Below are 13,794 nucleotides of genomic sequence, written 5' to 3'. Positions count from 1 at the left end.
CAAGAATCGGGAGAGCCACCATGGCCGCCAAACGCCTGAACCAGAAAGACAAGTACCGCTGCCTGACCCGCGACCTGGCCTGGGAGCCGAGCTACCAGAGCAAGGACGACATCTACCCCTACGAGCGCTTCGAAGGCATCAAGATCACCGACTGGGACAAGTGGGAGGATCCCTTCCGCCTGACCATGGACGCCTACTGGAAATACCAGGCCGAGAAGGAGAAGAAGCTCTACGCCATCTTCGACGCCTTCTCCCAGAACAACGGCCATACCAACCTGTCCGACGCGCGCTACGTCAACGCGCTGAAACTGTTCCTCTGCGGCGTGACCCCGCTGGAGTACCAGGCCTACCAGGGCTTCGCCCGCGTCGGTCGGCACTTCGGTGGCGCCGGGGCGCGGGTCGCCTGCCAGATGCAGGCGATCGACGAGCTGCGCCACGTGCAGACCCAGATCCACGCCATGAGCCACTACAACAAGCACTTCAACGGCCTGCATGACTTCGCCCACATGCATGACCGGGTGTGGTTCCTCTCGGTGCCCAAGTCCTTCTTCGAAGACGCACGCACTGCGGGCCCGTTCGAGTTCCTCACGGCCATTTCGTTCTCGTTCGAGTACGTGCTGACCAACCTGCTGTTCGTGCCCTTCATGTCCGGCGCCGCCTACAACGGCGACATGGCCACCGTCACCTTCGGCTTCTCGGCCCAGTCCGACGAAGCCCGGCACATGACCCTGGGGCTGGAGGTGATCAAGTTCCTGCTGGAGCAGCACGAAGACAACGTCCCGATCATCCAGCGCTGGATCGACAAGTGGTTCTGGCGCGGTTACCGCCTGCTGACGTTGGTGGGGATGATGATGGACTACATGCTGCCGAACAAAGTCATGTCCTGGGCCGAGGCCTGGGAGGTGTACTACGAGCAGGCCGGCGGTGCGCTGTTCAAGGACCTGGAGCGCTACGGCATCCGTCCGCCGAAGTACGTCGAGCAGACCACCATCGGCAAGGAACACATCAGCCACCAGGCCTGGTCGATCTTCTACCAGTACAGCCAGGCCACCAACTTCCACACCTGGATGCCCACCGACGAAGAACTGGACTGGCTCTCGGCCAAGTACCCGGACACCTTCGACCGCATCTACCGCCCGCGCTACGAGCACTGGCGCGAGATGCAGGCACGTGGCGAGCGCTTCTACAACAACGCGTTGCCGATGCTCTGCCAGATCTGCCAGATCCCGTTGTCCTTCACCGAGCCGGATGCGGATACGACCTTGAGCCACCGCAGCGTGGTGCACGGCGGCGAGCGCTTCCATTTCTGCTCCGACGGATGCTGCGACATCTTCCAGTACGAGCCGGAGAAGTACGTCCAGGCCTGGCTTCCGGTGCACCAGATTCTCCAGGGCAACTGCGGCGGCGCCGATGTCGAGGCGGTGGTGCGCGACTACTACAACATCGCCTTCGGCCAGGACAACTTCGACTACCAGGACTCGCCCGAGCACCAGCGCTGGCGCGAGTGGCAGGGCGACAAGCCCGCCGACCTCGCCAAGGTCGGCTGAGCCCCATGGCGGGTGCCACGCGCCCGCCAACTCCCCCATTACAAGAAGGACAGCGTCATGCCCGTGACTGCCATCGGCGCCTATGCGGCGCAATCCCTGGACCGCCAGGAAAACTTCAACGGCCTGCAACTGGTGTACCTCTGCTGGGAACGCCACCTGATGTTCTGCGCCCCCTTCACCCTGCCGCTGCCGCCGGACATGCCCTTCGGCGACTTCATCGAGAACGTGGTCAAGCCCTCCATCGCGGCGCACCCGGATGCGGCGAAGGTGGATTTCACCCAGGTGCTCTGGCGCCTCGACGACGCGGACTTCCAGCCCGACCTGAAGGCCGGACTGGCCGCCAACGGCATCGGCCACAAGAGCCTGCTGCACCTTTCCACCCCAGGCCTGGATGGCCTCAACGGCAGCTTCAACTGAGGAGGTCGCCATGAGTTACCAGGTCACCATCGAACCCACTGGCGAGCAGATCGAAGTCGAAGAAGGCCAGACCATCCTCCAGGCCGCGCTGCGCCAAGGCGTCTGGCTGCCCTTCGCCTGCGGCCACGGCACCTGCGCCACCTGCAAGCTGCAGGTGCTGGAAGGGGAGGTGGACATCGGTGCCGCCTCACCCTTCGCCCTGATGGACATGGAGCGCGACGAGGGCAAGGTGCTGGCCTGCTGCGCCATTCCGCAGAGCGACCTGGTGATCGAGGCCGACATCGATGTCGACCCCGACTTCGCCGGCCACGCAGTGCAGGACTTCCAGGCAACGGTGGTCGCCCTGGACGACCTCTCGCCCACCATCAAGGGCCTACGCCTGAAACTGGATCGCCCCATGGCATTCCAGGCCGGGCAGTACATCAACCTGCAGATTCCGGGTATCGACGGCACCCGCGCCTTCTCACTGGCCAATCCGCCGAGCCGTGCCGACGAGGTGGAATTGCACGTGCGCCTGGTCGAGGGCGGGCAGGCCACCGGGTTCATCCATGACGGGCTGAAGGTGGGCGATGCGCTCGAACTCTCCGGTCCCTATGGCCAGTTCTTCGTGCGTGGGTCGCAGGCTGGCGACCTTATCTTCATCGCTGGCGGCTCGGGGCTGTCCAGCCCGCAATCGATGATCCTCGACCTGCTGGAGCAGGGGGACACGCGGTGCATGACGCTGTTCCAGGGCGCGCGCACCCGGGCCGAACTCTACAACCGCGAACTCTTCGAACGCCTGGCCGAAGAGCACGAGAACTTCACCTACGTACCGTCTCTCAGCCAGGCCGCTGATGACACCGAGTGGACCGGTTTCCGGGGGTATGTGCACGACGCGGCGAAGAAGCATTTCGACGGTCGCTTCACGGGCAACAAGGCCTACCTCTGTGGGCCGCCACCGATGATCGACGCGGCCATCACCGCGCTGATGCAGGGGCGGCTGTTCGAGCGCGACATCTTCATGGAGCGCTTCCTCACCGCCGCCGACGGCGCCGGCGAGAGCACCCGCTCAGCCCTGTTCAAACGCATCTGACCCGTTTCATTCGCTGCTCCGCGCCACGCGCGCGGACGGCGGCTCACGCCCATAAAAACAAGAAGGTATTGCTGATGAGTGCCAAACTGCGTGTCCTTTCCTGCTGCATCCTCGCCGCCCTGGGCCAGGTGGCCCACGCCACCGAAGGCGGCGGTTCCACCTACCCGATGGGCGCCGAGAACTACATGTCCGGCGCCATGCCGCCACCTGGTTTCTACGGCCAGGTGTTCTCCACTCACTACGAGGCCGACACCCTGCGCGGCAACGACGGCGACAGCCTGCCGGTGGACTTCCGCGTGCGCGCCAACGTCATCGCGCCACGCCTGATCTGGGTGAGCGAGCAGCAACTGTTCGGCGGCAACCTGGCCTTCGCGGCGCTGTTCCCGTTCGTCGACCTGAAGGTGGAAGTGAACGGCCAGTCTCAGAGCAAGAAAGGCCTGGGCGACATCATCTTCGGCCCCGCCCTAGGCTTTCATCACAGCGACAAGCTGCACAGCATCTTCGCCCTGGACTTCATCGCACCTTCGGGCGAATACGACCGCGGCGACCTGGCCAACATCGGGCGCAACTACTGGACCGTCGAGCCGGTTTGGGCGATCTCCTACATCGACCCCACCGGGCTCAACGCCAGCGTGAAGCTGATGTACGACTTCAACCAGGAAAACCCCGCCACCGACTACCGCTCCGGCCAGGAATTCCACTTCGATTACGCCGTGGGTTGGGGGCTGGGCAAAGGCTGGGTGCTGGGCGTGGGCGGCTACTACTACCGCCAGACCACCGACGACCGTCAGGACGGCGACCGCATCGACGACAACAAGGGTCGCGCCTTCTCCATCGGTCCGTCGATCATGTACAGCAACAAGGACGGCTGGTTCCTCACCGCCAAATGGGAACAGGAAACCCAGGTGCGCAACCGTGCGGAAGGGGATGCCTATTGGCTGAAGTTGACGGTGCCGTTCTAGATCAGGGCAGGCCTGCGGCCTGCTTGGCGAATGAATTCGCCCCTACAGAAAAGCGGAGGACTGCCCGGCTGGCACAAACTGCCCCCTCTCCCTCTGGGAGAGGGTTGGGGTGAGGGTTGCGAAGCCCCCCGCGCGGTATTGGATCGCATCCATGCCAATTCGTAGGTTGGTCAGAGCGCAGCGAAGCCCAACGTCTTGCCAACCGGCTGGCGCCGAAGCCTCCGACGTGAGTCACCCCTCTCCCTCTGGGAAAGGGGCCGGGGGTGAGGGAAACGGAGCCCCGCTCGGACTCCCGGCAACTACCCCCGCCGAAACACCAACGCCTTCAACCCCGCATCCTCATCGATATCCGCGAACTCCGGCGGATTCTCCAACCGCTCCACAAACCGCAATTCCGGCGCTTCCGCCTGCATCCCCTGAACGAGGAAGTCCGGCCCAATGGCAGGATCATTCACACAGGCCAGCACCACCCCGTTCTCGGTCAGCAACTCCGGCAGGCGACGCAGGATCTTCTGGTAATCGCGGGTCAACGCGAAGCTGCCCTTCTGGAAGGATGGCGGATCGATGATCACCAGGTCGTATGGCCCGGTCTTCTTCACCTTGCCCCAGGACTTGAACAGCTCATGGCCAAGGAAACTCACACGGCTCAGATCATGGCCATTGAGCCTGTGATTCTCCCGCCCCCGGCTCAACGCCGAACTGGCCATGTCCAGGTTCACCACATGCTCCGCGCCGCCCTCGATGGCCGCCACCGAAAAACCGCAGGTGTAGGCGAACAGATTGAGCACTCGCTTGCCTTGCGCATTGGCGCGAACCCAGTCGCGGCCATAGCGCATGTCGAGGAACAGGCCGTTGTTCTGCTTCTTGCCCAGGTCCAGCTTGAAGCGCAGGCCCGCCTCGCTGACCACGCACTCATCCACCGCCTCGCCCCAAAGCAACTCCACGGTGCTCTCCAACAGGTAGCGATGCTGCAACAACAGGCTCCGCGCACCGATGCGCTGCCAGACCGGCGATTCGGTGAGGCGCAGCAACATGGCCCGCAGTGCAACGAGCTCGTCTTCCTCGACTTCGCGGAACAACGACACCAGCACCACGCCCTGCAACCAGTCCACGGTCACCTGCTCCAACCCCGCCCAGCGCCGCCCACGGCCGTGGAAGATGCGACGGACTTCGTCCGGCAGATGCCCAAGGGCGGAAGTCAGTTGCTGTTCCAGGGTGGCGATGGCGTCGAGATTCATGGCGAGCGGTTCGAGGGAAAACGAGGGGCGGCATTCTAACCCGAGCATCCCGTCGACTGCCGTGGCACGGTGTGCGGCCATTGGTCGTTATTCGGCTCAAGCAGGGACGTGAAGATGCGAGGGAAACACCAGAAGGGCGCCAGGCCCCGACCAGGCGGCGCATTCAACGACACTCTCACCGGCAATGCCGGGGTCAACACCTATGACGGCGGCACCGGCAGCGATGTGCTGATCGGTGGTCTGGGCGTAGAGCGGTTCATCGGTGGCGCGGGGGCGGATCGATTCGATTTCAATGCCTTTGGCGAGATGGGGGCTGGGCCCTGAGAAATCTGGTGACTGTCCCGCCCCATTCAATTTTTGTAACGCCAAAGACACAGGCCAGTCCGCTCCCACTCAGCCACCAGTGCCGGCCGGCAGCCGCTTGGTTGGTCAAAACGGCTGTTCGTCGACCGCCTACCCAACACCCGTCTAGGCGATGAGGCGCGCCGCGCCGCCGTCGTCAAGGTCCGGAGGCGTGTCGCCAGTCCCTGGCGGATGTGAGCAAGATGCAATCTGCGTGGCTTAGCGGCAGTTGCCGGCGAGAGGACCTGGGCGCTCGCTCATCCGGACGAGCAATGACGCGAGCGGTTTCTCGCCGTGTCGGAGGCCCGCCCCCCGCTGGTACATGGCCATGTGGCATCTATCCTTATAAGTCCCTGAGGCGCCGAGGCTCGATGCAGGTGGTGCACCATGGCTATTCCTGTCATTCAAGTACGGCGCGCAGTCGTCGGTGAACTGAATTCGGAACCGACGCAATTCATCGTCTGGCTCAGCGAGCCGAGCGCCACCCCCATCACGGTCAACTGGTCACTGCTCGCGCACACGGCGACAGGAGGTTCGGACTTCACCGCGGCCAGCGGCACGCTGACCTTCGACGCGGGTGTTACTGAGCTGACAGTGCCCTTCGTGGTAAACAACGACGCAACTCCGGAGGGTGTGGAAACCCTCAAGCTGCAGCTGTCCGCGCCCAGCGTGAACGCGCTCATCGGCGACACGGAAACTACCGCGACCATTATCGACAACGACACCCCGACGGCCACACCAAGGGTGTCGATCAGCGATTTCGTGGTGGACGAGGCAAGCCGCGAGGCCTGGTTCGCCGTCAGCCTGGACCGCGCCGGGACCAATGTGGTGACGATGAACTACACCACGCAGAACGGCACCGCGCTGGCAGGCTCGGACTACGTGGCACAGAGCGGCAGCCTCGCCTTCGCCGTCGGCGAGACCGTCAAGACGATCAAGGTCGGCCTGATCAACGACTCACTGGCCGAACTGTCCGAACGCTTCAACTTGGTGCTTTCGGGCCTCACCGGCGGTGCCACGACGCTGGACGCTGTGGGGACGGCCACTCTCCACGAGAACGACGCCACCCCGGTGGCCACTTCCACCATCACGGTGGACGACCTGGTGGTCGGCGAGAGCGAGACCTATGTCGACTTCCAGGTGCGGCTTAATGCGCCGAACCTGGAAGCGGTGAGTGTGCGCTACCAGACGCTGAACGAGACCGCGCGCAATATCGACGGCGACTTCGTCGGCGATGCCGGCACCCTGACCTTTGCCGCCGGCGAGACCTTCAAGACCGTGCGCATCACCCTCGGCTCGGCGACGGCGGAGACCGCCGTCGATCGCATCGAGAACTTCAAACTGCAACTGTTCACCCCCAGCGCCAACGCGACCATCGCGCGTGACGTGGCGACGGCCACCATCATCGATAATGACAACCCCACGGCCACACCGCGGGTGTCGATCAGCGACTTCGTGGTAGACGAGGAAAGCCGCGAGGCCTGGTTCGTCGTCAGCCTGGACCGCGCCGGGACCAATGTGGTGTCGCTGAATTACACGACGCAGAATGGCACCGCGCTGGCGGGTTCGGACTATGTGGCGCAGACGGGCAGCCTCGCCTTTGCCATCGGCGAGACCGCCAAGACCGTGCGGGTCAGCCTGATCAACGACAACCTGAGCGAGCTGTCGGAGCGCTTCAGCCTGGTGCTCTCTGGCCTCACCGGCGGTGCCACCACGCTGGATGCGGTGGGCACGGCCACCCTTCACGAGAACGACGCCACACCGGTCGCCACCTCCACCATCACGGTGGATGACTTGGTGGTCGGCGAAAGCGAAACCTATGCCGAGTTCCAGGTGCGCCTCAATGCACCGAACCTCAACGTCGTGAGCGTGCGTTACCAGACGCTCAACGAAAGCGCGCGCAATATCGATGGCGACTTCTTCGGCGACGCCGGCACGCTGAATTTCGCCGCCGGTGAGATGGTCAAGACCGTGTGCATCACGCTCGGCCCCCTGGGGCTGGAGAGCGACGTCGACCGCATCGAGAGCTTTAAGCTGCAACTGTTCAGCCCCAGCGCCAATGCGACCATCGCCCGTGACGTGGCGACGGTTACCCTAATCGACAACGACAGCCCTACCACCACGCCACGGGTGTCGGTCAGCGATCTGATTGTGGACGAGGGAAGCCGCGAGGCCTGGTTCGTCGTCAGCCTGGACCGCGCCGGCACTAGCGTGGTGTCGCTGAATTACACCACCCAGAACGGCACCGCCCTGGCGGGTTCGGACTACCTGGCGCAGACCGGCAGCCTCGCCTTCGCCATCGGCGAGACCGCCAAGACCGTGCGGGTCAGCCTGATCAACGACAGCCTCGCCGAGTTGTCGGAGCGCTTCAACCTGGTGCTCTCGGGCCTCACCGGTGGCGCCACCACGCTGGATGCCGTGGGCACGGCCACCCTCCACGAGAACGACGCCACGGCGGTCGCCACCTCCACCATCACGGTAGATGATCTGGTGGTCGGTGAGAGCGAGACCTATGCCGAGTTCCAGGTGCGACTCGATGCACCGAACCTCAACGCCGTGAGTGTGCGCTATCAGACGCTGAACGAGACCGCGCGCAATATCGACGGCGACTTCTTCGGCGACGCCGGCACGCTGAATTTCGCTGCCGGCGAGATGGTCAAGACCGTGCGCATCACCCTTGGCACCCTAGGTCTGGAAGCCGCCGTCGATCGCATCGAAAACTTCAAGCTGCAGCTGTTCAGCCCAAGCGCCAACGCGACCATCGCCCGCGACGTGGCGACGGCCACCGTTATCGACAACGACAGCCCCACCACCACTCCGAGGGTCTCGGTCAGCGATCTGATTGTGGATGAGGCGAGCCGCGAGGCCTGGTTCGTCGTCAGCCTGGACCGTGCCGGAACCAGTGTGGTGTTGCTGAATTACGCCACGCAGAACGGCACCGCCCTGGCAGGCTCGGACTACGTGGCGCAGACCGGCAGCCTCGCCTTCGCCATCGGCGAGACCGCCAAGACCGTGCGGATCAGCCTGACCAACGACGCCCTGGCAGAGTCATCCGAAAGCTTCAACGTCCTGGTTTCGGGCCTCACTGGTGGGGCTACCGCCCCGGATGCGGTGGGGACGGCCATCATCCACGAGAACGACGCCACGGCGCTGGCCACTTCGACCATCACGGTGGATGACCTGATGGTGGGCGAGAGTGACACTTATGCGGAATTCCAGGTCAGGCTCAACGCACCGAACCTGAGCGCCGTGAGTGTGCGCTACCAGACGCTGAACGAGACCGCGCGCAATATTGATGGCGACTTCGTCGGTGACTCCGGCACGCTGAATTTTGCCGCAGGTGAGACGGTCAAGACCGTGCGTATCAGTCTAGGCACCCTGGGCCTGGAGGCCGGTGTCGATCTCGTCGAGAACTTCAAGCTGCAACTGTTCAGCCCCAGCGCAAATGCAACCATCGCAAGGCCGTTGGGTACCGCCACCATCATCGACAACGACTCGCCCGTGGTCACACCGACCCTGTCGGTTGGCGATCTGGTTATCGACGAGGCCAGCTCCCTCGCCCAGGTCACCGTCAGGCTCGACAGGCCGGGTGTCGCTCCGGTGATGGTGAACTACGGGATCCAGGGCACCACAGCTGCCAGCGGCGTGGACTATCGCCAGCTCTCCAGCGGAGTGATTTCCTTCGCTCCCGGCGAAACCGTCAAGACCATCTGGATCACACCACTGAACGATGCCCTGGCCGAAGGCCCCGAGTTGCTCGACGTAACCTTGTCGAGCGCGGTCGGCGCCACGCTGGCTGATGCCAATGCGCATGTGGTCATCGCTGACAGCAACGGGCCGGCGTCGGGCAGTCCCAGCATCACGGTATCCAACGCGGTCGCCCTGGAGGGCAGCGGCTATCTGGACTTTCTGGTGGCGCTGGGCAATCCCGCCACCTCGGAGGTTTCGGTCAACTACAGCGCTGCCAATGGCACCGCACTGGCCGGGCTCGCTGCCGACTACATCGGCACTTCCGGCACCCTCAGGTTCGCGCCGGGGGACATGGTCAAGACAGTACGCGTGGCCCTCAATGACGACCTGGCGGCCGAAGCGGTCGAGACCTTCAGCCTGCGGCTGGCTACCGCTGTCAATGCCGTGATCGGCACGGCGACGGCCACAGGCTCCATCCTCGACAGCGAAAGCGCCCTGCCCGCCGTGTTCGCCCTGGCCGGCACCGCTGGGCAGGATGTGCTCAGTGGTACCCCCGTGGCCGACACGCTCACCGGCGGAGCCGGTGATGACGTGCTGATCGGTGCCGTGGGAGCCGATGTCATGGACGGCGGCGCCGGCAACGACACCTATGTCATCGATAGCGCGGCCGACAGTGTGACGGAGGCCGCGGCCGCCGGTGTGGACCGGATCCTTTCGGCGATCACCTACACTCTCGGCGCGAATTTCGAGAACCTGTTCCTCACCGGTACCGCCGCCATCAACGGCACGGGCAACGCCCTGGCGAACGTGATCACCGGTAACGCCGCGAACAACGTCCTCAACGGTGGGGCGGGCGCCGACCGCCTGGTGGGTGGCCTAGGCAACGACACCTATGTGGTGGACAACGTCGCTGACGTCGTGGTGGAAGCGGCCGCCGGCGGCACGGATACGGTACTGTCCGCCGCCAGCTTCACCCTCGGTACCGAAGTGGAGAACCTGACCCTGACCGGCGCGGCCGCGATCAACGGCACGGGCAACGCCCTGGCCAACGTGATTACCGGTAACGCCGCGAACAACGTCATCGATGGCGGCAGCGGGATTGATCGCCTGGTGGGTGGCCTGGGCAACGACACCTACGTGGTGGAAAACGCTGCCGACGTAGTGGTCGAGGCAGCGGCTGCTGGCATCGATACCGTGCAGTCTTCCTTCAGCTATGTCCTTGGCGCCGAAGTGGAGAACCTGAACCTGACCGGTGCCGCCGCCATCAACGGCACGGGCAATGCCCTGGCCAACGTGATCACCGGTAATGCCGCGAACAACGTGCTGGACGGTGGCGCGGGGGCTGACCAGTTGGTGGGAGGCCTGGGGGCCGATCGTCTGGTGGGCGGGCTGGGCAATGACACCTTCGTGGTAGATAACGTCGGCGACGTCGTGGTCGAAGCCGCGAGCGGCGGCGTCGACGCCGTGCAGTCGAGCATCACCTACACCCTCGGCGCGGAGCTGGAGAACCTGACGCTCACCGGCAGCGCCGTCATCAATGGCACCGGCAATGCCCTGGCCAACGTGATCACCGGCAATGGTGTGAACAATATCCTCAATGGCGGCGTCGGCGCCGACCGCTTGGTGGGCGGCCTGGGCAACGACACTTATGTGGTGGACAACGCCAGCGACGTGGTGGTGGAAGCGGCTGCCGGCGGCACCGACACCGTGCAGTCCAGCGTCAGCCATGTCCTTGCTGCAGAAGTGGAGAACCTAGTCCTCAGTGGCTCCGCCGCCATCAATGGCACCGGCAATGCCCTGGCCAACGTGATTACCGGCAACGCCGGGAACAACATCCTCAATGGCGCCGCTGGCACCGACCGCCTGGTGGGCGGCCTGGGCAACGACACTTATGTGGTGGACAACGTCGGCGACGTAGTCGTGGAAGCAGCCGCCGGCGGCACGGATACCGTGCAGTCCGCCATCAACTATGTACTTGGCGCGGAGCTGGAGAACCTGACCCTGATCGGCACGGCGGCCATTAACGGCACCGGCAATGCCCTGGCCAACGTAATCACCGGCAACGCCGGGAATAACATCCTGAATGGCGCCGCGGGCGCCGACCAAATGCTCGGGGGATTGGGCAACGACACCTACGTGGTGGACAACGCCAGCGATGTCGTGGTCGAGGCGGTGGGTGGTGGCGTCGACGCCGTGCAGTCGAGCATCACCTACATCCTCGGCGCCGAGTTGGAGAACCTGACCCTGACCGGCGCGGCGGTCATTAATGGTACCGGCAACGTCCTGGCCAATATGATCACCGGCAACGCCGCGAACAATATCCTCAATGGCGGCGTTGGCGCCGACCGCTTGGTGGGGGGACTGGGCAACGACACCTATGTGGTGGATAACGCCGGCGATGTCGTGGTGGAAGCGGTGGGTGGTGGCGTCGACACCGTACAGTCTGGTGTCAGCCATGTCCTCGGTGCCGAGCTGGAGAACCTGGTCCTGACCGGCGCGGCCGCTATCAACGGAACTGGCAATGCCCTGGCGAACGTGGTCACTGGCAACGCCGGGAACAATAGCCTCAACGGCGGTGCGGGCGCCGACCGCCTGGTGGGGGGACTGGGCAACGACACCTATGTGGTGGATAACGCCGGCGATGTCGTGGTCGAGTCGGCGGGCGGCGGAGTCGACACTGTGCAATCCGCAATCACCTACGTGCTCGGTGCCGAGTTGGAGAACCTGACCCTGATCGGTACGGCGGCCATCAACGGTACCGGCAACGCCCTGGCCAACGTGATCACCGGCAACGCCGGGAATAACATCCTCAATGGCGCTGCGGGTGCCGACCAATTGCTCGGGGGATTGGGCAACGACACGTACCTGTTGGACAACGCCGGCGATGTCGTGGTCGAGGCGGCTGCCGCCGGCACCGACACCGTGCAGTCCGTCATCAGCCACGTGCTGGCCGCCAACGTGGAGAACCTGACGCTGGCCGGCGCGGCCGTCATAAACGGCACGGGCAACACCTTGGCCAACGTGATCACCGGCAACGCTGCGAACAACGTGCTCAATGGTGGCGCGGGCGCCGACCGCTTGGTGGGCGGGCTGGGTAACGACACCTATGTGGTGGACAACGTCGGCGACGTGGTGGTGGAAGCGGCCGCCGGAGGTGCGGACACCGTGCAGTCCGCCATCACCTACACACTCGGCGCCGAGCTGGAGCAACTGACCCTGATCGGCACTGCAGCCATCAACGGCACCGGCAATGCCCTGGCCAACGTGGTCACCGGCAACGCCGCGAACAACGTCCTCAACGGCGGCGCGGGCGCCGACCGCCTGGTGGGCGGGCTGGGCAGCGACACTTATGTGGTGGACAACGTCAGCGATGTGCTCGTCGAGCTGGCTGGTGGTGGCGTGGATATGGTGCAGTCCGCCATCGGCTTCACCCTCGGTGCCGAACTCGACAACCTGACTCTAACCGGAAGTGCCGCCATCAACGGTACCGGCAACGCGCTGGCGAACGTGATCATTGGCAATGGAGGCGCCAACGCACTGGTAGGCGCTGCGGGGAATGATGTGCTCAACGGCGGCACCGGCAACGACAGCCTGAATGGTGGCCTGGGTCAGGACACTTTCAGGTTCGCGTCGGCGCTGAACCAGACGACCAACGTGGACACTCTGGTCGATTTCGCCACCGGCGTGGACACGATCTCCTTGAGCCGCGCAGTCTTCAGCGCCATCAGCGATGCAAGCTTGGTATCCGGGGGCTTTTTCCGGGCCGGCAGCGCGGCTCTGGATGCCGATGACCGGATCGTCTACGACCGGACGACTGGCGCCCTGGCCTACGACTCCGATGGGACGGGGGCGGCCACCGCGGTCCGGATCGCCATCGTGGGCACCACCGTGCATCCAGCAGTAGCGGCGGCTGACTTCGTGCTTGCCTGACGGATTGGCGGACGCCCCGCCTGATCAGGAGGCTGGATCGTGATACGGCCAGGCGCGCGTCCACTCCTGCGCCCTGGACTTCTGGGACGAGGATGGGGAAACGTCGCGGCTGGGAGCGGAAAGCCAATCGACGGCCAAGATAGTGGCCAGCGGATGTCTACTCTGAATTTAAAACCTGCGAGTCCGCCGGCCACAACTGCCCGGTACGCTCGCCGACGAGTTGGCGCGAACGGTGGCTGAGATGAAGCGCCTGACCGTGGGAGCAGATGGAGCGAGACCTCTCCGGCGTGGCAGTGGATTGGCCAAAGCTCCTGAGGTGACCGGTTTTTGGAAGGTTTATGTCCCACTTGGCAACCGCAGTTGAGGTACAGGTCTACGAATCCCCATGCTGAATAGCAAAGCGTATTGCCAATGCCTCGGATTTCCCTCTGATGCAAATGTATGGGCTGGAGTTCTGGTGGCTGTGAAACCCTTGGATTTCCTGGCTTCAGGCAATAAAAAAGCCGGCTTGTGGCCGGCCTTATTCACTCTGTAGGTCGCGTAAAATGCGGGTTTTGCCTGTTTGGTGTGATTTGTTCCCCCAGTTGTTCCCCCAT

The 13,794-nt window shown here is 64.2% G+C and carries 7 protein-coding genes; 6 read left to right on the top strand and 1 reads right to left on the bottom strand.

Features of this window, described 5'->3' with window-relative positions:
* The first annotated feature begins 20 nt into the window (after window positions 1-20).
* The 4 genes from E8F06_RS04485 to E8F06_RS04470 all read left to right on the top strand — a co-directional run bounded on the left by E8F06_RS04485 (window position 21) and on the right by E8F06_RS04470 (window position 3,998).
* Window positions 21-1,547 (top strand): aromatic/alkene/methane monooxygenase hydroxylase/oxygenase subunit alpha, encoded by a 1,527-nt coding sequence (locus E8F06_RS04485; protein WP_280364656.1) that lies wholly within the window; start codon window positions 21-23, stop codon window positions 1,545-1,547.
* A gap of 57 nt (window positions 1,548-1,604) precedes the next feature.
* Window positions 1,605-1,964, top strand: a complete 360-nt coding sequence (locus E8F06_RS04480) for a phenol hydroxylase subunit P4 (RefSeq protein ID WP_280364654.1) — start codon at window positions 1,605-1,607, stop codon at window positions 1,962-1,964.
* A 10-nt stretch (window positions 1,965-1,974) separates the two neighbouring features.
* Window positions 1,975-3,036 (top strand): phenol 2-monooxygenase domain-containing protein, encoded by a 1,062-nt coding sequence (locus tag E8F06_RS04475; protein ID WP_280364652.1) that lies wholly within the window; start codon window positions 1,975-1,977, stop codon window positions 3,034-3,036.
* A gap of 74 nt (window positions 3,037-3,110) precedes the next feature.
* Entirely contained in the window at window positions 3,111-3,998 is an 888-nt protein-coding gene (locus tag E8F06_RS04470) for a transporter (protein ID WP_280364650.1), read from the top strand.
* 299 nt (window positions 3,999-4,297) lie between these two features.
* Here the strand turns inward: E8F06_RS04470 and E8F06_RS04465 are convergent, their stop codons facing one another.
* On the bottom strand, window positions 4,298-5,236 hold the full coding sequence (locus E8F06_RS04465) for a class I SAM-dependent methyltransferase (RefSeq protein WP_280364648.1): 939 nt from the start codon (window positions 5,234-5,236) through the stop codon (window positions 4,298-4,300).
* A 114-nt stretch (window positions 5,237-5,350) separates the two neighbouring features.
* Between E8F06_RS04465 and E8F06_RS04460 the strand changes: the two genes are divergently transcribed.
* Window positions 5,351-5,560, top strand: coding sequence for a hypothetical protein (locus tag E8F06_RS04460; RefSeq protein WP_280364646.1), 210 nt, complete (start codon window positions 5,351-5,353; stop codon window positions 5,558-5,560).
* A 405-nt stretch (window positions 5,561-5,965) separates the two neighbouring features.
* Window positions 5,966-13,198 carry a Calx-beta domain-containing protein gene (locus tag E8F06_RS04455; RefSeq protein WP_280364645.1) on the top strand — a complete coding sequence of 2,411 codons (7,233 nt, stop codon included), beginning with the start codon at window positions 5,966-5,968 and terminating at the stop codon, window positions 13,196-13,198.
* Window positions 13,199-13,794: the final 596 nt, after the last annotated feature.

The organism is Pseudomonas sp. BN411 (genome assembly GCF_029871235.1).
Taxonomy (GTDB): Bacteria; Pseudomonadota; Gammaproteobacteria; order Pseudomonadales; family Pseudomonadaceae; genus Metapseudomonas.
This window is presented reverse-complemented; position numbering and strand designations above follow the sequence as displayed.